The sequence below is a fragment of the Halorhabdus amylolytica genome (genome assembly GCF_004944975.1).
In the GTDB taxonomy this organism is placed as follows: domain Archaea; phylum Halobacteriota; class Halobacteria; order Halobacteriales; family Haloarculaceae; genus Halorhabdus; species Halorhabdus amylolytica.
This window is the reverse complement of the sequence record NZ_SPQG01000016.1, coordinates 21,313-41,475: the sequence shown is the minus strand read 5'-3', so window position 1 is coordinate 41,475 and position 20,163 is coordinate 21,313. Positions and strand designations below refer to the sequence as shown.

Annotated in this window: 14 protein-coding genes; 7 read left to right on the top strand and 7 right to left on the bottom strand. The window is 61.0% G+C overall.

What is annotated here, in order from left to right; translation table 11 throughout:
• Positions 1-92: 92 nt before the first annotated feature.
• From E3374_RS15265 to E3374_RS15255, 3 genes are all read right to left on the bottom strand, one after another.
• On the bottom strand, positions 93-998 hold the full coding sequence (locus E3374_RS15265) for a carbohydrate ABC transporter permease (RefSeq protein WP_136689812.1): 906 nt from the start codon (positions 996-998) through the stop codon (positions 93-95).
• A gap of 11 nt (positions 999-1,009) precedes the next feature.
• Positions 1,010-1,945 carry a carbohydrate ABC transporter permease gene (locus tag E3374_RS15260; protein ID WP_136689811.1) on the bottom strand — a complete coding sequence of 312 codons (936 nt, stop codon included), beginning with the start codon at positions 1,943-1,945 and terminating at the stop codon, positions 1,010-1,012.
• A gap of 303 nt (positions 1,946-2,248) precedes the next feature.
• Complete coding sequence (locus E3374_RS15255; RefSeq protein ID WP_136689810.1) at positions 2,249-3,616, bottom strand: extracellular solute-binding protein; 1,368 nt, start codon at positions 3,614-3,616, stop codon at positions 2,249-2,251.
• A 30-nt stretch (positions 3,617-3,646) separates the two neighbouring features.
• Here E3374_RS15255 and E3374_RS17280 point away from each other — a divergent pair, with 30 nt between their 5' ends.
• The 4 genes from E3374_RS17280 (at position 3,647) to E3374_RS15235 (ending at position 11,595) form a co-directional block, all read left to right on the top strand.
• Positions 3,647-3,832 carry a hypothetical protein gene (locus E3374_RS17280; protein ID WP_169051875.1) on the top strand — a complete coding sequence of 62 codons (186 nt, stop codon included), beginning with the start codon at positions 3,647-3,649 and terminating at the stop codon, positions 3,830-3,832.
• A gap of 243 nt (positions 3,833-4,075) precedes the next feature.
• Positions 4,076-5,659 carry a thermosome subunit alpha gene (gene thsA, locus E3374_RS15245; protein ID WP_136689809.1) on the top strand — a complete coding sequence of 528 codons (1,584 nt, stop codon included), beginning with the start codon at positions 4,076-4,078 and terminating at the stop codon, positions 5,657-5,659.
• A 385-nt stretch (positions 5,660-6,044) separates the two neighbouring features.
• Positions 6,045-9,164 (top strand): glycoside hydrolase family 2 TIM barrel-domain containing protein, encoded by a 3,120-nt coding sequence (locus tag E3374_RS15240; RefSeq protein WP_136689808.1) that lies wholly within the window; start codon positions 6,045-6,047, stop codon positions 9,162-9,164.
• A 148-nt stretch (positions 9,165-9,312) separates the two neighbouring features.
• On the top strand, positions 9,313-11,595 hold the full coding sequence (locus E3374_RS15235) for a glycoside hydrolase family 3 N-terminal domain-containing protein (protein ID WP_136689836.1): 2,283 nt from the start codon (positions 9,313-9,315) through the stop codon (positions 11,593-11,595).
• Between the two features lie 94 nt (positions 11,596-11,689).
• On the opposite strand, the gene E3374_RS15230 is transcribed toward E3374_RS15235, so the two are convergent.
• Positions 11,690-13,699, bottom strand: a complete 2,010-nt coding sequence (locus E3374_RS15230; RefSeq protein ID WP_136689807.1) for a beta-galactosidase — start codon at positions 13,697-13,699, stop codon at positions 11,690-11,692.
• Between the two features lie 299 nt (positions 13,700-13,998).
• On the opposite strand from E3374_RS15230, the gene E3374_RS15225 reads away from it, so the two are divergent.
• On the top strand, positions 13,999-14,964 hold the full coding sequence (locus tag E3374_RS15225) for a patatin-like phospholipase family protein (RefSeq protein ID WP_136689806.1): 966 nt from the start codon (positions 13,999-14,001) through the stop codon (positions 14,962-14,964).
• Positions 14,965-15,070: 106 nt separating this feature from the next.
• Here E3374_RS15225 and E3374_RS15220 read toward each other — a convergent pair whose 3' ends face one another.
• Positions 15,071-15,436 carry a DUF7113 family protein gene (locus E3374_RS15220; protein ID WP_136689805.1) on the bottom strand — a complete coding sequence of 122 codons (366 nt, stop codon included), beginning with the start codon at positions 15,434-15,436 and terminating at the stop codon, positions 15,071-15,073.
• A 49-nt stretch (positions 15,437-15,485) separates the two neighbouring features.
• Positions 15,486-16,316 (bottom strand): endonuclease/exonuclease/phosphatase family protein, encoded by an 831-nt coding sequence (locus E3374_RS15215; protein WP_248299504.1) that lies wholly within the window; start codon positions 16,314-16,316, stop codon positions 15,486-15,488.
• Between the two features lie 110 nt (positions 16,317-16,426).
• On the opposite strand from E3374_RS15215, the gene E3374_RS15210 reads away from it, so the two are divergent.
• Both E3374_RS15210 and E3374_RS15205 read left to right on the top strand, forming a co-directional pair.
• Entirely contained in the window at positions 16,427-18,256 is a 1,830-nt protein-coding gene (locus E3374_RS15210; protein WP_136689804.1) for an ATP-binding protein, read from the top strand.
• 77 nt (positions 18,257-18,333) lie between these two features.
• Positions 18,334-18,762, top strand: a complete 429-nt coding sequence (locus E3374_RS15205; protein ID WP_136689803.1) for a universal stress protein — start codon at positions 18,334-18,336, stop codon at positions 18,760-18,762.
• Positions 18,763-18,783: 21 nt separating this feature from the next.
• On the opposite strand, the gene E3374_RS15200 is transcribed toward E3374_RS15205, so the two are convergent.
• Positions 18,784-20,139 (bottom strand): phosphohexomutase domain-containing protein, encoded by a 1,356-nt coding sequence (locus E3374_RS15200; protein ID WP_136689802.1) that lies wholly within the window; start codon positions 20,137-20,139, stop codon positions 18,784-18,786.
• Between the last annotated feature and the right edge of the window lie 24 nt (positions 20,140-20,163).

The following is a 20,163-nucleotide window of genomic DNA, read 5'->3' as shown; positions in this document are numbered from 1 at the left end:
TTCCGAACAGATATGTGAATAGATATTCTAAATATTCAATCAATCATGGACTATTAATACTCAGCGAAGAAAACCAAGTTATCGAGTCTCCATCAACTCTTGACCGCACCTTCTGCCAATCCCTGTACGAAGTACTGTTGGAGGAACGCGAACAAAAGTAACAGTGGTACCGTTACTGTAGTCGCACCAGCCATGATAAGTCCCCAATTAATCGTGTTCTGGCCGACCCACTGCTGGATCCCCGGGGGCAAGGTCTTCAGTGCCTGATCGTTGATAAGTACCAATGCGAACAGGAACTCGTTCCACGCAAGCAACCAGCCAAAGATGAAAGTCGTCGCAACAGCCGGAGCTGACAGTGGCAAGATGACACGGACGACCGCCCCGACACGGGTACTACCATCCACCATAGCCGCCTCTTCCAGCTGTTCGGGGAGGTTTTCGAAGAATCCCCGCAACATCCACGTTGTGAACGGAAGTGTGAACGCGACATAGGCGACGATAAGTCCAGTAAGGCTGTTGAAGAGTCCTAAATTACGGAAGATTATGAACAGGGGAATGATGATAACTGCGTACGGGAACATCTGGGTAATCAACAAGAAAACCGCGAAAGCTGATCGACCCTTGTACCGCAGTCGGCCGATACTATAGCCCCCAAACGTCGCAATGACAATGCTGAGAGCTGTGCTGACGAGGGAAACGATCACGCTGTTTTTGAACCACGTCACGAAACGGGTTGACTCCACCATATCCACATAGTTCTCAAGGGACATCGAGGAGAGATACCAACCGAGACCATTTTCGACGATGTCACTGAGTGAGGCAGCACTGAACGACGAGAGCATCATCCAGATGATCGGGAACAAAACGATCAATACCAGCCCCCAGACGAGCCCCTCGAAACTGAGAAGTCTGACGGTGTCGTTTTGCTTGAGCCGCTGAAACAGGGTGTCTGGTTCGCCCGGTGCAGTGCCTGTGGTTGGATCAGTTTCAGTTGCCATGGATGATCACATCATTTCTGTCCGATATCTGCCCGGTAGAACCGGAGATAGACCAACCCGTAGCTTAGCATTATCAGCATCATTACGATGCCGATAGCGGCGGCCATCCCCATATCGCCAGTGATGAATGCCTTCCGGTAGACATACACCGGGAGAACCATCGAAGAGAGTCCCGGCCCGCCGCCGGTGAGGACAAATATCATAGTGAAGTTGTTGAACGTCCAAAGACTCATCAAAAGCGTTGTGACGATGAGAATCGGCTGAAGATACGGGAAAGTGATATGACGGAACAGCTCCCATCGCGAAGAGCCATCGACGAGTGCCGCTTCATAGAGTTCGGTCGGGATTGCTTTCATGGCTGAGAGGAAACTGATCATAAAGAATGGGAAGTTGCGCCAGATCCAACCGACCATTGCCGCGGCGAGAGCGAACTTGCCGCTACCGAGCCAAAGGACCCGCTCCAAACCGGCGAGTTGGAGAAGACCGTTGAACACCCCGGTCTGATAACGGTACATCCATTGCCAGTTGAGGGCGACAGCAATATACGGCATCACCCACGGGAGCAACAGCAGCGACGTAGCTATTCCGCTCCCGGGGAAATCATGATTAAGTAGAACGGCAAATCCCATGCCCAACACGAGCATCACAACGACTGTCCCGAACACCCATACGAGAGTGTTCTGCAGTACCTGCCAAAATTCCGGCCAGCCGGTGAAGATCCTGATGTAATGTTCCAGTCCAATCCAGGTGGGTTCGGTAATACCGTCGTAATCAGTGAAACTCAGATATATTGCCCTGATTACAGGATAAACATTCACCAATCCGATAGCTGCAATCGTTGGGAGGAGGAACACCCACCCCCATACTGACTCCGATGAAAGCCAGTACTGATATTCTTTTATTATGTCACTTTCATCGATGATTCTCCTGTACTTTTCCGCCACCATTGAAGAGAAATTCAGAATCCAAATATAAAAATATGTCGGATCGGTCTGGGTTCGTGTTGATTGTGACATCGGTTTCGCCCGACGTCGAAGGCTTCGTACCGAGACTCCGCTGCCGTCGGTTCGACGTAACCGAAAATGTTAGAATCATATGACGTTGGGTATTTTCCCCCATAAATATGTTCGATACTTTTGTTATTTATCTGTTTACATATCCGAAATCGGGCCCCAACTTGTGGGGGATGTTACCTAAAAAATCACTGACAATTGAACGGATGATGCAAAAGTATGAGAAAACGAGGGAGCCTACTCAAGCGGGTTCCAGATCTGGTGGGGGCCACTTCCGTCGGCCCAGGCCATAGCTTGGTCGTTGAGATTGTCCAGCGAGACACCGTCTGACTGTTCCTGGAGCGTATAATCGAGCCGATCAGAGGCAGTGTTACGCATCTGATTGGCCATGTTCTGAATCTGGGATGGGGGATTACCGGCGCCGATCATGCTGGTGAATGCCTGCGAGTAGCCAGTCGTGTTGCCTTCAGTCGATCCGAGGAACGGTGAACAACGTTTTGCGCCGCTAACACCGTAGCGGACAGCCTTTTCGGCTTGTTCAGACATTGCGTCCAACCAGCTTTGCTTGAGGTCGGTCGGGTTCTCGCCGCCGTACGGCGGAGCTTCGGTCTGAGACTGACGCACCGGTGTGAAGATCGGTGCCGCGGCGGTGAAGACTTTTTGCTGGGTACTGGGATTCATCCAGTACTCGAGGAACTCGGTCTTGAGGTCGGGTGCGTTGTTCTTCGTGACGTTCTCTGAGAACGGACTCACGACGGACCCCCCCATGAAGGCCGCGTTGCCGCGCTCTTCTACTGCACCAGTTGGCGCGGTCATGACCTCAGTATGCTCGATAATGTTCTGGTTGTCCTTTTCGTCGGGGTTGTTGACGGCTGCACGGAGTGGTTCGCCGTTCGCCTGGTACATCGCAGCGGACCCCTCCTGGAAAAGGGCGCGGACGTCTGAACCTGCCATCCCGGTCCAGCCACGCGGGGCAACGTCCCAGTGATCTTGGCCGAGACTCGCTTGCAGAAGATGACCGAACACTGCGTCGGATTCGTCGAGCGTCACATTCCACTGTCCGTTCTCGTACTGGAAGAAGTCGCCACCGAATTTGTGGGTGGCGTCAAACATCTGTTGGCCGGTAGCGAAATCGGATCCCCCGGGCTGACCAATGGGCGTGATCTCTTCACCGAATTGATCACGAATAGTCTTGCCGGCACTGATCAGGTCCTCCCACGTCCGGGGCGCCTCGTTGATGCCCGCGTCACTGAGGAGATCCATACGGTAGAGGTACGAACGGACTTCAAGGAACCACGGCAAACCATAGTTTTCGCCATCGTACGAGGTCCAGTAGTCCATCGTCTCGAACCAGTCGTCAAAGTCGCTATAGATGTCAGTAACCGGATCGTTGACTCCTTGGTCGCCGAAGTCGACAGCGTGCTCCCCGGCCATCTCGCTGACGTTTGGCGCGTTACGGCCTTGGATGGACGACTGCCATTTTGGGAACACCTGCGCCCAGACGATCACGTTCGTCGTAAGGTTTACCGGTGAACTCGCTTCGTCCTCGAACGCCTTCGCTGTATCTTGAATCGAATTAGAAACTTCTGGGATATAACCACGCATCGTCCAGAACACGAAGTTCTGTTCGGACGTTTGCTGAGAGCCATCACCGCCGTCACCACCGTCGCCACCGTCGCCACCGTCGCCACCACCGTCACCGCCGTCACCACCACCGTCACCACCGCCACCACCGTCACCACCGTCGCTGCCACAGCCAGCGAGGCCAGCGGCACCGACTGCACCCACTGTCGCGGCTGCCTCCATAAAACCACGACGTGAGTAATCCTCGTCATCCGGTTCAGGATCTTTCGGTCTTCTATTTGATTTGTCCACCATTGTTTATCACACTACGGACGATTGTCGTACGTCTCATCCCATATAACTTGTCCCTTGTGGCAACTAGATGAGGAATAATCTTTCGCGTTAGTTTCAGATCCAGTCCAGTTCGCTCGCATTGTGCCAACATGTGGTTCGTAATATAGCGGAAGGCTTACCATTCATTAAAAAGAATATTTAGTACAGATGAGCGAACGGACGGGACTGCATCCTTCAAACATTCTTTCCGAAGATATCGATCGAGCGTCCGACCGAGACGCACGCTCGATGAACATCGCCGTTGGGAGAGCTGTCGCTGATGTGGTCAAGACCACCCTCGGACCGCGAGGCAGAGACAAGATGCTAGCCGATCAGGGTGGCGGACTCGCTGTCACAAACGACGGTGAGACGGTCCTCTCGATGATGGATATCGAACATCCCGCCGGGAAGATCGTGGCCGATGTCGCGAGTACTCAAAAGGCAGAAGTCTCGGACGGGACGACGACGGCAGTCATCCTCACGGGATCACTGCTCAAGGAATCCGAACGGCTCTTGGACGACGGTATCCACTCAACGACGATCGAACGTGGGTATCACCAGGCTATTGACCGGGTACGCGAACTGCTACCGGAGATCGCCATCGATATTACGGCTGACAGCGGCATCCTCCAGGAGGTCGCGGCCACTGCAATGACGGGCAAGAATGTAGACGTGGCGAGAGATCATCTGTCGTCACTCGTCGTGGAGGCAGTTCGTACCGTTGACCAGCGAGATGGCGACGATATCGTGGTCGAATCTGTCGGCAGCGGTACTCCCAAAGAGTCGGAGCTTCTCGAAGGTGTACTCATCGAGGAAGAGCGAATCCACGACCACATGCCCTACAATATCGATGACCCAACGGTATTAGTATACGGTTCGGATCTGACATTCGACGACGCTCAGTCCGATCCAGCGATCGATATCACGGATCCGGGGCAGTTCGAGACGATCATTGAAGAAGAAGAACGCCAATTTCGCGATATGGCCGACGAAGTTTCTGAAGCCGACGTTGTCCTTGTCGACGGCAATGTCGACGATATGGTCATGCATTTCCTTGCCGAGGAAGGGGTCCTCGCTTTCGATCAGGTCGACAAAGAAGATCAGCGCGCTATAGTGCGTGCAACCGATGCATGGGTCGTTTCTGACCTCGACGAACTCTCAGATAGTGATCTCGGCCACGCTAGGTCGGTCGAACGGCGTATATTTGGCGACGACGAATACGTCGCGTTCGCAAGCGATACAGATCCTGGGGAAGTCACCCTCCTCCTACGGAGTGGGACAGAACACGTCGGTAAAGAGATGGAAATTGCCGTTACAGACGCGGTTGATGCTGTCGAAATCGCTCTTGAAGAGGGGGCTGTGCTTCCTGGTGGCGGCGCGTCTGAAATCGAACTAGCCAGGCAATTACGTTCCGATGCAGACGCGATCGACGGCCGCGAGCAACTCGCTGTTGAAGCGTTCGCAAACGCCCTCGAGACAATCCCGCGAACGCTGGCCAGAACTGCCGGCCGAGATCCGATTGATATCCTCACCGAACTACGGACCCATCACGCAGAGGGTGCTATCGCCACAGGTCTCGACGCCACTACCGGTGACGTCGCTGAAATGACGGCACGGGGTGTCGTCGAACCGCTCCGGGTCAAAAACGCCGCGATCGATTCGGCTGTTGACGCGACTGTCACTATCGTACGTATCGACGATATGATCGCAGCGAGTAACTTCAACGAACCCAATACCGATATTCTTTCCTGATCGTACTGATCGTATTCAGATACGGATGGGGCGGTCGTAGTTCGATACGGCACGCGAGCGGGCACCCGGAGCCGATCGTTGAAACTGACGTTCAGTTTCATATCCGACCTACGCTCGATAATTCCGAGTCCTCTGCCGGGATAGGAGTAACGGCGGTGTGGCCTCGTCATCTGCTCGCGGGCGACGAAGCCGCCCGCTCGCAGGTTCGTAGGGCTCACGAGTCCCACGCTCATCACGAAAGGCGCTCGCGCCTTTCGAACGACTACGCCCGACTGCCTGAGGGATCTTCGATCCCTTTCCGTTTACGGCGAGGCGATCATCTCCCCTTGATATCTAACCAACATGGAGGCAAAATTAATAGTAGTGGCCTGTGATCGGGTGCAGTATGGGTGATCCTTGGTCGACTCCGACAGTTGTCGGACAAAACCGTGAGTCCGCGAGGACGAACGCCGTTCATTATCCCGACCGCACGTCCGCACGGACGCGTGATCGGGAAGCCTCACCATGGTTTAAATTACTCAACGGCGAATGGAAGTTCGAACTGTTCGAAAGGCCGGGTGCTGTCCCTGAAAGCTTCCACGATCCTGCCTTCGATCGAGAGGAGTGGGATCAAATCGAGGTCCCGCTGAACTGGGAGATGGACGGGTACGGGACACCGCAGTACACGAACGTCGTTTATCCGTTCCCTATCGATCCGCCGGAAATACCGACCGATAATCCCACAGGCGCGTACGTCCGAACCGTGGATGTCCCTGAATCGTGGGACGGCCGGCGGACGGTACTTCGGTTCGATGGTGTCGATTCGGCATTTACCGTCTGGGTCAACGGCGAACGCGTCGGCTACAGTCAAGGATCACGGATTCCGGCCGAGTTCGACGTCACGGACGAACTCTCGACGGGCGAAAACACCGTCGCCGTTCGGGTTCTCAAGTGGTCGGACGGCAGTTACATCGAAGACCAGGACATGTGGTGGCTGAGCGGTATCTTCCGTGACGTGTCCCTCTACTGTACGCCTGGGGCCCACGTCTCGGATGTCGACGTCAGGACGGCTCTCGACGACGAGTATCGGGACGGGTCGCTCACGGCTGACGTCGATGTAGCCAACGAAGGGCGTACCCAAACGTCGGTAGAAGTCGAGGTAGAACTGATCGACGACGGAGAGACTGTCCTCACAGTCGAAAAAGGGGCGACGATCGAATCCGGTCGAGAGCGGACACTGAGACTCGAGAGCGACGTCGAGAACCCGGCGAAGTGGACCGCCGAGACGCCGAACCGATACACGCTTCTCGTTACCGTCCGGGACAGCAAGGAGGTCATCGAGGTCGTCCCCCAGACGATCGGGTTCCGCGAGGTCGAGATTCAGGACGGCCAGTTGCTGGTAAACGGCGAGCCGATCACGATCCGAGGAGTGAACCGTCACGACTTCCATCCTGACCGGGGTCGGGCGGTCCCGCTCGAAACGATGCGCCGTGACGTCGAGTTGATGAAACGCCACAACGTCAATGCCGTTCGGACAGCCCACTACCCGAACGATCCCCGATTCTACGACCTCTGTGACGAGTACGGGCTGTACGTCATCGACGAGGCTGACCTGGAGTGTCACGGGCTGGAGTACGCCGAGACGACGCCGCACCTGAGCGACGATCCCGACTGGGAAGACGCCTACGTCGATCGCATGGTCCGGATGGTAGAACGAGACAAAAACCATCCATCGGTAGTGATCTGGTCGCTCGGTAACGAATCCGACTTCGGATCGAACCACGTCGCGATGGCCGAGGCGGCCCGGGATATCGATCCGACTCGGCCGATCCACTACGAACCGGACTTCGAGCAGGAAGTCTCGGATATCGTGGGGCCGATGTATCCATCGATAGAGCAGGTCGAACAACTCCTCGAAGAGTACCCTGAGACACCCGTCATCCTCTGTGAGTACGCTCACGCGATGGGCAACGGACCGGGTGGATTGGCCGATTACTGGGAGACGTTCCGCGACAACGAGCGAACGCAGGGTGGGTTCGTCTGGGAGTGGATCGACCACGGCCTTCGAACGACGACTGCGGAGGGCACGGAGTACTTCGGGTATGGGGGTGACTTCGGCGACGATCCCAACGACGGGAACTTCGTCTGTGATGGGTTGGTCTTCCCGGATCGTGAACCCTCGCCCGGCCTCGAAGAGTACAAGGCCGTCATCGCACCCGTCGCGTTCGAGGCGGGCGACAACACGGGGGAAGTGGTCGTCGAAAATCGCTATGACTTCCGCTCCCTGGAGCATCTCCGGGCCTCGTGGTCGCTGCTTGCGGACGGCAACGTGGTCGATTCGGGTCGACTCGAACTCCCGGAGGTCCCGGCTGGCGCTCAACGGACCGTCGAGGTCCCGCTCGAGATGCCGGCCGACGACCGCGAGTACCGCCTGCACGTTTCTGTCTCGCTCGCCGGATCGACGAGCTGGGCGGATGGTGGTCACGTCATTGCCGAGGCGGATATCGAACTAGCCGGTACCGATCGGGCGAAGACTGGCCAGCCCGTTTCGGACGCTCCGGTCGCCCTCGACGAATCGAACGGGAAGCTACGTCTGACCGGCCCCGACTTCGAACTCGACTTCGAAGAGACAGCCGGCGTCATCGATTCGATGACCTACCGGGGTCGCGAGGTCATCACCTCCGGGCCGAGGGTGAACCTCTGGCGCGCGCCGATAGACAACGATCGTGGGTTGCCCATGGACCGTCGTCACCTCACCGGATCCGATGCAGCCGACGACGTTCTCCCCGGGGAGTACTGGGAGGTGAGTTTCGAGGACTTCTGGCGTGAGTACGCGCTGGACGATCTCAGGTTGCGCGTCGACGACGTCGAAGCGGGCGTCACCGACGGCATTGGATCGATCGACGTCACGGGCCGGCTCGCGCCCCCGATGTACGATCACGGGTTCGCACTCGAACAGTCCTATACCGTTGATGGCGCCGGCTCGATCACCGTCGAGACGGTGCTCTCGCCAGAAGGCGACTTCTCGCAGCTCCCGACGCTCCCGCGGGTCGGTCTCGTCGTCGAGCATCCGGGTGACCTCGATCAAGTCACGTGGTACGGCCGGGGACCGGGTGAGAGCTACGTCGACAGCAAGGACGCGACGGCCGTGGGTCGCTACGAACGTGACCTCGAGGACCTACACACGGCGTACGTCCGGCCACAGCACAACGGCAACCGCACCGACGTCCGGTGGGTCGCCCTGACTGACGGCCGTGGCGTCGGACTCCGAGCGTCCGGTCCCGGTCTCAACGACTTCAGCGCCCACGACTACTCGATCGAAGACCTCGAGGCCGCGGCCCACACCTACGACCTCCCAAGCAGGGAAACGAACACGCTCACCCTGGATCACGAGCACTGCGGGGTCGGATCGGGGAGCTGTGGCCCCTGGACGCGACCCGAGTACCGGGTCCCCGTCGAGGAGTACGCGTTCACGGTCGAACTCCGCCCGTTCTCGGCGGACGGCCGCTCCGTCGGATCACTGTAATCGCTAGCAGAGACGACGATAAGGGTCGTTTACCGAAGTTTTTTGTCGTCACTCCGAGTCAGTGTTGGACGTGACAACTGACAACACACCGGTGTACCTAGACGCATCGGCACCCGTCGAACGGCGTGTCGAGGACTTACTCGACCGAATGACGCTCGAAGAGCTGGTCGCGCAACTGCTGTCCGTGCCGTCCGAGCGGATCTCCGAGACCGGAACAACGGAGCCGGCGCTACTCGACGAGGACGGCGAAATCGTCTGGGAGGAGGCCGAGTCGCTGCTCGAACACGGCGTCGGTCACTTCACCCGTCTGGCCGGCGGCGGCGGCATCTCGCCCGAGCGGGCGGCCGAAGTGACCGAAGAGCTACAGGAATATCTCGTCGAGGAGACGCGCTTGGGCGTCCCGGCTGTCCCACACGAGGAATGTCTCTCGGGTTATATGGGTCCGGACGGGACGACCTATCCCCAGATGATCGGCGTTGCGAGCACGTTCGAACCCGACCGTGTTCGGGAGATGACCGACCGGATCCGCGAGCAATTGAGGGCGATCGGATCGGTACACGCCCTTTCGCCGGTACTCGACATCGGGCGTGATCCCCGCTGGGGTCGAACCGAGGAGACCTTCGGCGAGGACCCCTACCTGGTCGCGAGGATGGCCTCAGCGTACGTCGAGGGGTTACAGGGCGAGGATCCCAGGACGGGCATCTCGGCGACGCTCAAACACTTCGCCGGACACGGTGTCGGTGAGGGCGGCAAGAACCGCTCGTCTGTACAAGTTGGCGAGCGCGAGTTCCGCGAGGTCCATCTGTTCCCCTACGAGGTAGCGATCAGGGAAGCCGGCGCCGAGTCGGTGATGAACGCCTATCACGATGTCGACGGCATCCCCTGTGCAGCCGACGAGTCGCTGTTGACCGGGATTCTCCGCGGGGAGTGGGAGTTCGAGGGCACGGTCGTCTCCGATTACTTCAGCGTCCGCTTCCTCAAGGAAGAACACGGTGTCGCCTCGGACTATCAGACGGCGGCGGTCCAGGCCGTTCAGGCGGGATTGGACGTCGAACTCCCGCAGATCGAGTGCTACGACACTCTCGTCGACGCGGTCGAGGCCGGCGAGATCGAACGGGAAACGATCGAAACGGCGGCCCGTCGCGTTCTCAGACAGAAAGTCGAGAAGGGGCTGTTCGAGGACTACGGCACGGACCAGGGGGACGTCGAAGCAGCGTTCGGGCCGGAGGCCAATCGCGAGTATGCCCGTCAGCTCGCGCGCGAGTCCGTGACACTGCTGAAAAACGAAGATGACTTGCTACCGATCGCGGACGACGAGAGAGTCGCCGTCGTCGGCCCAAAAGCGGATACATCGGCGGGCCAGCTAGGTGACTACGCCTACGCCGCCCACTACCCCTGGAAAGAATCCAACCGTCACGTCGTTACACCGCTGGAAGCCTTCGAGGAGCGCCTCGGGGCCGACAGCGTCACCTATGCGGAGGGCTGTACCACGACCGGACCTGGAACAGACGGCTTCGAGGACGCCGTCGCGGCGGCCGAGGATGCAGACGTCGCGCTGGCGTTCGTCGGGGCGCGGTCGGCCGTCGCCCTCAGCGAGGCCGACGCCGCAGAGCGAGACGAACGGCCTGACGTCCCGACCAGCGGCGAGGGCGCGGACGTGGCCGATCTCGGCCTCCCGGGCGTCCAGAAAGAACTGGTCGAAGAGCTTCAGGAGACGGAGACCCCTCTCGTCGTCGTCTTCGTCAGCGGCAAGCCCCACGCGACACCCTGGATCGACGAGCACGTCCCGGCGGTCGTCCACGGCTGGCTCCCCGGTGAGGAGGGGGGCTATGGCATCGCTGACGTCGTCCTCGGCGAGCACAATCCGAGTGGCCGGTTGCCGCTCTCGATCCCGAAGAACGTGGGGCAGCTTCCCGTCTACTACGGCCGGAAACCCAACAGTCGTAACGAACGCCACGTCTACGCCGACAGCGACCCGCTGTATCCATTCGGGTACGGGCTCAGTTACACGGACTTCGCCTACGGTGACGTCGAACTCTCGGCGACGGAGATCGCCCCCGCGGGAACCGTCACGGCGTCGATCACTGTCGAGAATACCGGCGAGATGGCCGGCCACGAAGTCATCCAGTGTTACGCCCACCAGCGCTGGCCGACCCAGGCGAGACCTGTCCAGGAACTCGTCGGCTTCCACCGCGTTCATCTCGAACCAGGTGAGTCCGCAACCGTCGAGTTCGACGTCGCCGCCTCGCAACTCGCCTATCACGACGCCGATATGGACGTGGTCGTCGAACCCGGCGAGTACGAACTCCGGATCGGTTCGTCGGCGGCTGACATCGAGGCGGACGCCACCTTCGAGGTAACCGGGCGCCGTGAAGTCCCACAGAAGGGTCGCGTCTACTTCGCCGAGACGCGCGTCGACAGCGAGAACTGAGTCACGAACCGACTTTTTCGAGAACCACGCCACCGATCAAGGGGATCGGACGGGACGCAACGTCCGACGTCGGCTTCCGTTCGAGAGAGTTGATTCACTTATTCGAGATAGTTATCTCGTGAGCCGGCACGTCGACGATCGCCAGGTCCCGGGCAGGGACCGTCTCCTCGCCGAGGACGAAGTCACCTGCCCCGGCGTCGACGGTAACCGAGTCGGTACGAAAGTTCGTGATCCAGGTGTGGCCGTCCCGTTCGGTCAGCCGAACGCGCTCGGGAAGGCGCTGGCCCACGGGGTGGTTTGCGCTTTCGAGAGTCGTCTGGACGATCGCGTCCGCGAGGTCGGGCTCCGGCCAGACCCCGACGTAAGTGATTCGTCCCTCACCGGCCTCGTTTTCGACGATCGCGGCTTCTCCCGTCGCGGGCCCGGATTCGTGACGGCCCAAGACAGTCGCGTCCTCCGGCTGGAGCCACTCACCCCACGTCCGATAGTCGTAGGTGTCTCCGTCGTAGGTCACCTGGGGCTCCAGATTCGGCGCGAGACTCTCGAACTGCTCGATCCGGGCCCCGAGGACCGGTTCGAGCGGCCCCGGCGCGAGATCGTCACGGAGTTTGTCGGTGTCTGTCTTCGTTGCAGAGCGGATCGTCAATACCAGTTCGCCGCCGTCCTCGACGTACGCAGCCAGGCGATCGGCGCGGTCTTCGGAGACGAGATGCAGTGACGGGGCGAGTACGACGGCGTATCCCGCGAGATCGGTGTCAGCGTCGACGAGGTCGACCGTCACGCCGCGACTGCGGAGCGCGCGGTAGTACGCCCGGAGGTGGCCCCAGTACTCGAAGTCCGGAGTGTGTCTCTCGTTGTGCAGCGCCCACTGGCTGTCGTAATCGACGAGAATCGCCACGTCACCGGCCGGCGGTGCCATCTCGGGCAATGCTTCGAACTCCTCGGCCGCGGTGGCCGCCTCTCCCAGCCCCCGATCGGGTTCGCCGTCGTAGTTGTTGAGCGCGCCCCAGTACTGTTCCTGGCCGAACTGACAGCGTCGCCACCGGAAGTACGAGACGACGTCGGCCCCGTGGGCTGCGGCCTGGTGGGCCCACAGGCGCATCATCCCCTCGCCCGGTTCGGCCGAGTAGGGAAACGCACGGATGTCTCCGGCCTGGTTCTCCATCACCCAGAACGCCCCATCGCTGACGCCCCGATAGAGGTCGTGATTCATCCCCGTGACGTCGGGGTCGCCGACGCGCTGGGCCTGTGGATCCCCCTCGGGTGCAGGGTTGTCCGGTGCTTGCTGGGCGTGCAACGTGGGGTAGGAATCCCAGGCAGCGAAGTCCAGGTCTTCGCCGACATCGAAGCCGTCCAGGGGCTCGAAGTCGGCCATGAAGTTGTGGGTCACGAACCAGTCGGCGTTCGCCGACTGCAGGATGTCGACGTGCAACTGGTTGTACTCGACGACGCTGTCGGAGGCGAAGCGCTGGTAGTCAAGCAGCCGGGCGGGGTGGTGCTCGGCTGGGGTCGGTCCAGGTAGATCGACCTCCGAGAAACGACGGTATTCTTGACTCCAGAAGGCGTTGCCCCACGCCTCGTTGAGCGTCTCGATGTCGCCGTACTTCTCGCGAAGCCACTCTCGGAAGGCTGTCGTACAGTCGTCACAGTGACACCGCACGGTTTCGTGACAGCCGTACTCGTTGTCAGTCTGCCACCCAGCCACGTACTCGTTATCCGCGAAGTTCTCGGCCATCTTCTCGATGATACGCCGACTTTCACGGCGATAGTCTGGGGAATTGAAACAGTAGTGGCGACGGCTGCCAAACTCCAGTGGTGTCCCGTCTGCCTGTTCCTGACGAATATCCGGATACTCGTCGACCAGCCACTTCGGGGGGGTTGCCGTCGGTGTACAGAGGACAGCCTGCATGCCGTGTTCACCAACGAGTTCGACTGCCTCTTCGAGCCACTCGAAGTCGTACTCGCCGGGCTCGGGTTCGAGGACGTTCCAAGCGAATTCCGCCATTCTCACGTATTCGATCCCCGATTCTGCCATCCGCTGTACGTCGGTTTCCCAGCGTTCTCGCGGCCAATGTTCCGGGAAATAACAGACTCCAGTTTGCATCGAATCTGCTATTTCCCGCGAGTTCAATATAATTTTTGGTGAAGGTGCGGAACGTATTAGAAATATCAACCACCAACGAAGAGAAGTACGGCGTCTCCGGGGTGCTTTTTTCAGCGAGTTGACCACGTCCGGCGTCGTCTTTTGCTTCTCCCGCCACGCCAGCCACCTCAAGGAAGGGGCCTCCCCTTCGACAGGACTACACTACCACCCATCCTGTTCGACCGGGCTCCACTACCATCTATGAGTGAGCCGCGTGAACGTCCGAGCGATGAGTGGCCCACTCGAAGGGATAAGGGAAAATGAGTAAGCAAACCAACGTGGCTATCGCCTGTCAAGGCGGCGGCAGCCACACGGCGTTTACGGCGGGCGTCTTAGAGGAGATGCTCCGCGAGTGCGACTGGGAGAGAGAGTTCGAACTCGTCGGGATCAGCGGGGCCTCCGGCGGGGCGTTCAACGCTCTCGCTGCCTGGTACGGACTCGTGACCGATGGGCCGGAACGGGCGGGTGACCTCGTCACCGCCATCTGGGACGACCTTGCCGCCAACGACTACGACGATCGCATGCTCAACTCCTGGCTGACGAGCATCAACAAACTCGGATCGAAGGGCTGGCCGCTCCCACAGATCAGCCCTTATCAGGTACCGGGCACGGAGATCGGCAAAGAGCGCATCCGAGACGTCCTAGAAACCCACATCGACTTCGAGGCGATCCCGGATTACTGCCGGCTGAACAACCCGGAGCTCGTTGTCGGGACGGTCAACGTCAACGCCGGCGTTTTCGAAACGTTCGTCGACGAGGCGGTTACCGTCGAGGCCATTCTCGCGTCCGCCGCAGTCCCCAACGTCTTCGAAGCCGTCGAGATTAACGGCCATTATCACTGGGATGGCCTGTTCTCCCAGAACCCGCCTGTCCACGATTTGATGCACCAGCCACCGGAACGCAAACCCGACGAACTCTGGATCATCCAGATCAATCCACAGGAGTTCGAGGGCGAACCGACGAGCTTAGAGGCGATCGCCGACCGGCGCAACGAACTGTCGGGCAACATCTCGCTGAACCAGGAGCTAGGGTTCGTCGAGCAGATCAACGAGTGGGTCGAAGACGGAAAACTCCCGGTCGAGGAGTTCGCACAGACGGAGATCCATCGGATCGAAATGGGGACGAACTACCACTGCTCGACGAAACTCGATCGCGACCCCGAGTTCATCGCGGAGTTGTTGGATCTCGGCCGCGAGCAGTGTGCGGACTTTCTCGCGGAGCGATGATGGAGCGTTCCGGATCGATCCCACACTGTCAGACGGTCACGTTAAGCCGTACGTAACGGGGCCGTGAGTCAGCGGATCGATCCCACATTGTCGGACAGTCATCCTGTCAGGCTTCACCCCCCTCGTCGTCGTTCCGAGAGTCGCCCTCGATCGCCTCACGTTCGATCTCGACCGCCGACGCGGACACGCCGACCCGACCGAACTGCGTCTGGAGGTGTTCCTCGGCCGCCTCGATCGCACTGTCCCGATCCGTGAAACCACGGGGAGCGGGCGTTTCGAAAGCGACGTTGACATCCCGGCCGTCGATACGCTGGACGGTGCCGCCGCTCTCGACCGCATAGAAAGCGTCACAGACCCAGACGTACGGCGCCTCGACGTCCGGCGCCCCCTCGTAGTTCGGCGCCGCTTCGCCGGGTTCGTACAGCGTCCCGGTCAGTTCCGTGCCGCCTGCTCGACCGCGGATGAGCAACATGGTGAGAAGGAAGACCTCCACGGACAAAAGCGGGCCGTCCCGCGCGGTTTCAGTCCCCGGAACGGCCGAGTTCGGTTTCCCCGGAGAGATCGAGTTCGGCCAGTACCGGCAGGTGATCGGAAGGATAGCGGCCGTCGTCGTAGCAATCACAGCAGACCCCGTGCTGACCGACGGTCACGTCCCCGGTCACGAAGACGTGATCGATCTTGCGGTCGGGGATGAGATCCTCGAAGTCAGTCCGGGATGTCGACGGTCCGTGGGACGAGTCGGGCGACCGCTCCGGCGCACTGTATAGCGGCGATCCCCGCTCCCCGGCCCCGACCAGGTCGTCGAAGACTGGATCGCCCGCGACGGCGTTGAAGTCTCCGGTGAGGACGATCGGATCCCCGTCGGCGAGCGTTTCGAGCCGATCCAGTACCAGCCTGGCGCTCTCCCGGCGGGCACGTGGCCCGTCGTGGGAGAAGTGCGTGTTGGCCTGGAGGTACCGCGCGCCGGTCGAGCGGTCGCGGAGTCGTGCCCAGGTGACGATCCGCGGATGACTGGCGTCCCAGCCGATACTTCCCGGCTCTTCGGGGGTCTCAGAGAGCCAGAACGTCCCCGACGCCACGCTGTCGAGGCGGTCACGCCGGTACCCGATCGGCGCGTACTCCCCCTTGCTGTCGCCGTCGACGCGGCCCGAGCCGACCCACTCGAAGTCGGATAGGCGCTCGGCGAGGTCGGCCAACTGGTGATCGAGCGGTTCCTGCAGTCCGATCACGTCCGGTCGGTGGAACCGGATCGTACTCGCGACAGCCTCGCGGCGATGCTCCCAGGCGTGTGCACCGTCGTCGGGAGTGTCGTATCGGACGTTGTAGGTCATGGCGCGAAGCCACGGTGGCATGTGACTGGCCTTCGAGCGGCCGGGTAAGGACGTTTGTGCCTCCGGAAGTAAAGGAGGGGGTCGGAACGTGCGGGGAAACGGGTTTGTCCGTCGGCCCACACTGCAGTAGTATGTCCGACCTCGGGGATTTCACCGAATTCGACGGCGATCGCGATCCGGCGACGGGCGAGACGGATGGCGGCGACGGGTCGTCGGCGCCGGCTGAGACCGACGACGATGACGACTTCGAGTCCGTCTCGGTCACGACGGCGGGCGAGGAGCGGGGCATCGGCGTCCTCTCTGCGGCCCAGGGACTCACGATCAGCGAGGACGGCGAGGAAACTCGCTTGCGCGCGTACGTCACCGTCGGTAATCGCGCTGACGTTCGCATCGGGACCTATCTGCTCGCGCCCTATCCCGACAGCGCGACCGACGAGCGGCTGTTCTGTCGGATCACTGCCCTGGAGTACGCCCGTGAGTTCCGGGCCGACGACGCGACCGAGATCCACGCCCGCCGGGCGATGCGTTCAAGCGGCATCGACGAACAGGATTTCAAGTTCATCGCGACCCTGGAGCCGGTGGCGATTCTATACGAACAGGACGGCGACCTCCAGCGGCGGATGACAGACCGCGTCCCCAAACCCGAGACGGTCGTCAGCCACGCCGAGGAACGATCCGCGATCAAGACCGGCCTCAAGATCCCGGAAGACGGGGTATTCCTGGGCCATCTCTCGGTCGGCGGCCAGAAGGTCGAGACGGCCGCCCAGCCGCCGACGATCGACTACCGGCTGAAGGACGCCTACGACGCCGGCGACCCGCTGGTCTTCCGCCATACACTCGTCGCCGGTGGCACGGGCTCCGGAAAGACCCACTTCGCGAAGAACGTCCTCCGGCAGTTCCTCAGCGAAGACAGGTCCTACCCCGTCGAGACGGGAAGTGACCGGACGATCCGGCCCGCAGTGGTCCAGTTCGATCCCCAGGACGAGTACGCCCAGATGCACGACGACGGCGAATTGTCCGACGAATTCCGGCGTCGCTGTGAGCGTCAGGGAGTCGCCTGCGGCGGTCACGAGGACACCGTGGCGTTCGTCCCGGAGGTCGGTGGGGCGACCTACTCCGCCGAACACCACCGCGCCGAACAGGTCGCCTTCACCATCCCGTTCTCGCTGGTCTACGACAATCCCTGGCTGATCGCCGGCAGTGGCCTCAACGACAACCAGTACGGCGCCCTGGTGAACGTTCTGTTGCCCATGTTCCGCGAGCAGTACGGCCGGGAGGGTACCTACGACCAGTTCACGTCGTTCTTAGACGATCCCGCGCTGAAGGAGGAACTCGACGAGACCGGTCGAGTCCACGAGGCGACATACGACGCAGTCCGCCGACGGGCGCGTGGGTTCGGGAATATATTCGACCAGGATGCCCGCCCGATCACCGATCTCGTCGCCGAGTTCGTGCGTCCCGGCGGGCTGACAGTCGTTCCGACCTACCACATCAACGACGCACGGGCGACCGAGACAGTCGTACTCGCGCTGGCATCGCTGCTTGTCGACGAGAAACTCTCGAACGACCCGACCTACGAGCGTATCGAGGAGACGCCGCTGATCGTCGGGATGGACGAGGCCCACAACTTCCTGACCGATGCCGACAGCGTCCAGGCCCGGAAGGTCATCGGGAAGTTCACCGACGCCGCCAAACAGGGCCGCAAGGAACGCCTGGGTCTCTTTCTCATCACCCAGGACCCCCAGGACATCGCCGATCCCGTCTTCAAGCAGATCAACACCACCGTCGTCCTCAACCTCGGCGACGAGGACGCCATCTCGGCGGTCAACATCCCGACGCACCTGGAGGCGAAAGTCCCCTACATGGAGCAGGGCCAGATGGTCGTCTACTCGCCGGACAACTCTGAACCGGTCGAGTTGATCGGATTGTCGGAGTGCGTGACCCGACACGGACGGGACTGAACGGACGACGACGCAGTTCGGGGTGTGATCCTCGCCGGCACCGAACGTTGATGGGACCGGGCGACGAACCCCCACGTATGGGCAAGCATATTCTGGTCCCGATCGACGGTAGCGAACAGGCGATGGAAGCCTGCGAGTTCGCGATGGACGAGTTTCCCGAGGCCAACCTGACGCTGTTGCACGTCATCAACCCCGCAGACGCTGGTTACAGCGTCCAGGCGTCGATCCCGACGTTTTCCGAGGAGTGGTACGAACGCCAGAAAGAACAGGCCCAGGAGCGCTTCGACGAGATAGAGGCCGACGCTCGCGAGCGTGGAATCGACGTCGAGGGCGTCATCGAAGTGGGCAAACCCACCCACGTAATCGTCGAACACGCCGAGGAGAACGACATCGACCAGATCGTCATGGGGAGTCACGGTCGTTCGGGCGTCTCCCGGATCCTGCTGGGTAGCGTCGCCGAGACGGTCGTCCGGCGTTCGCCCGTTCCGGTCACGGTCATCAGGTGACGCGGAGAAACACGTGAACAGTCAGGTCGCGGCCTCGACGGCTTCTTTGACGGTCTCTCGGACTTCTTCGAGCAGTGCCTTCGCGTCGTCACTCTCGGCGTAGACGCGGATGTAGGGCTCAGTCCCGCTAGGCCTGACGAGGAACCACGACGCGTCCGGGAGTTCGATCCGGACGCCGTATTCGAGTGAGACGTTCCCGTCCGGGAACTGCTCGGGAAGAGTGGTCGACAGGCGTTCCATCGCGTCGGCTTTGGCCTCCTCGGGACAGTCGACCGGCTTTTTCTCCAGCGGCCGTTCGGTGATCGGGTCGAGCAAGGCGTCCAGTCCCTCGGCGGCGATCAGCCGGGACAGGACGGCCGCGGTCGCGATGCCGTCGGTCCAGATCCCCAGTTCGGGATGGATGCACTTCCAGGGCTCGCCCGCGAAGGCGACAGCCGTCTCTTCACTCTTGGCCTCGACCTCGGCGATCCCCTCGTGGAGCAATCCCAGCGCGGTGCGTTCGACGCGTCCGCCCGCAGCCCGGACTGCTTCGTCGACGCGGCCCGAGACGTTCGGCGTCGTCATCACGACCGAATCGTCGGCGTCGGACTGTTCGACGAAGTACGACGAGAGGACGGCGAGAATCGTGTCCTCGTGGACGATCGACCCGTCGCTGTCGACGACGACGATCCGATCACCATCGCCGTCGTGGGCGATCCCCAGATCGACTACCTCGCGCTCGCGGACGTACTGGGTCAGGTCCGTAATGTTCTCCGGCGATGGCTTGCTCGGTCGTCCAGGGAAGTGCCCGTCGACATTGGCGTGCAGCGTGTGGACCGTCGCGCCGAGTCGACGGAGAACTGAGGGGGTCCCGAGCGCGGCAACGCCGTTGCCGGCGTCGACGGCGATCGTCATCCCATCGAGGGACGTGCCGTGGGCCCGTGCGTACTCGACGACCGCGTCCCGATAGGCTGCCAGTGGTTCCTCACGGGTCCGTCGGCCCCACTCGTCCCAGGGGGCGGGCCCGGGATCGGCGTCGATCCGCTCCTCGATGCGGTTCTCGTCCGCCGTGGTGTACTCGACGCCGTCGACGAAGAACTTGATCCCGTTGTCCGGCGAAGGGTTGTGACTGGCCGTGATCATCACGCCGTGGCGTCCATAGGAGGCGAACGACAGGGCCGGCGTCGGCGCCATGCCGATCCGCACCACGTCGGCACCGGCGCTTTCGAGCCCGGCTTCGAGGGCAGCGGCGATCGCCAGCCCTGTTCGTCGTCCGTCCCTGGCGATCACGAACTCCTCGCCGTACTCGCCGGCCGCCCGGCCGACCGACAGCGCGAGTTCGGGGGTCACCTTCGTCGCGACCGGACCTCTGATCCCTGTCGTTCCGAATAGATCCATATTCATGCGTTGCCCTTTGTGGCT

Excerpts from the sequence above, each read along its gene's own strand:
- E3374_RS15255 (WP_136689810.1), bottom strand. The coding sequence starts at position 3,616 with ATGCGTGGTTATATCCCAGAAGTTTCTAATTCGATTCAAGATACAGCG.
- E3374_RS15225 (WP_136689806.1), top strand. The coding sequence starts at position 13,999 with ATGAGTAAGCAAACCAACGTGGCTATCGCCTGTCAAGGCGGCGGCAGC.
- E3374_RS15205 (WP_136689803.1), top strand. The coding sequence starts at position 18,334 with ATGGGCAAGCATATTCTGGTCCCGATCGACGGTAGCGAACAGGCGATG.
- thsA (WP_136689809.1), top strand. The coding sequence starts at position 4,076 with ATGAGCGAACGGACGGGACTGCATCCTTCAAACATTCTTTCCGAAGAT.
- E3374_RS15230 (WP_136689807.1), bottom strand. The coding sequence starts at position 13,699 with ATGCAAACTGGAGTCTGTTATTTCCCGGAACATTGGCCGCGAGAACGC.
- E3374_RS15220 (WP_136689805.1), bottom strand. The coding sequence starts at position 15,436 with ATGTTGCTCATCCGCGGTCGAGCAGGCGGCACGGAACTGACCGGGACG.
- E3374_RS15200 (WP_136689802.1), bottom strand. The coding sequence starts at position 20,139 with ATGGATCTATTCGGAACGACAGGGATCAGAGGTCCGGTCGCGACGAAG.
- E3374_RS15210 (WP_136689804.1), top strand. The coding sequence starts at position 16,427 with ATGTCCGACCTCGGGGATTTCACCGAATTCGACGGCGATCGCGATCCG.
- E3374_RS15265 (WP_136689812.1), bottom strand. The coding sequence starts at position 998 with ATGGCAACTGAAACTGATCCAACCACAGGCACTGCACCGGGCGAACCA.
- E3374_RS15240 (WP_136689808.1), top strand. The coding sequence starts at position 6,045 with ATGGGTGATCCTTGGTCGACTCCGACAGTTGTCGGACAAAACCGTGAG.
- E3374_RS15215 (WP_248299504.1), bottom strand. The coding sequence starts at position 16,316 with ATGCCACCGTGGCTTCGCGCCATGACCTACAACGTCCGATACGACACT.
- E3374_RS15235 (WP_136689836.1), top strand. The coding sequence starts at position 9,313 with ATGACGCTCGAAGAGCTGGTCGCGCAACTGCTGTCCGTGCCGTCCGAG.
- E3374_RS15260 (WP_136689811.1), bottom strand. The coding sequence starts at position 1,945 with ATGGTGGCGGAAAAGTACAGGAGAATCATCGATGAAAGTGACATAATA.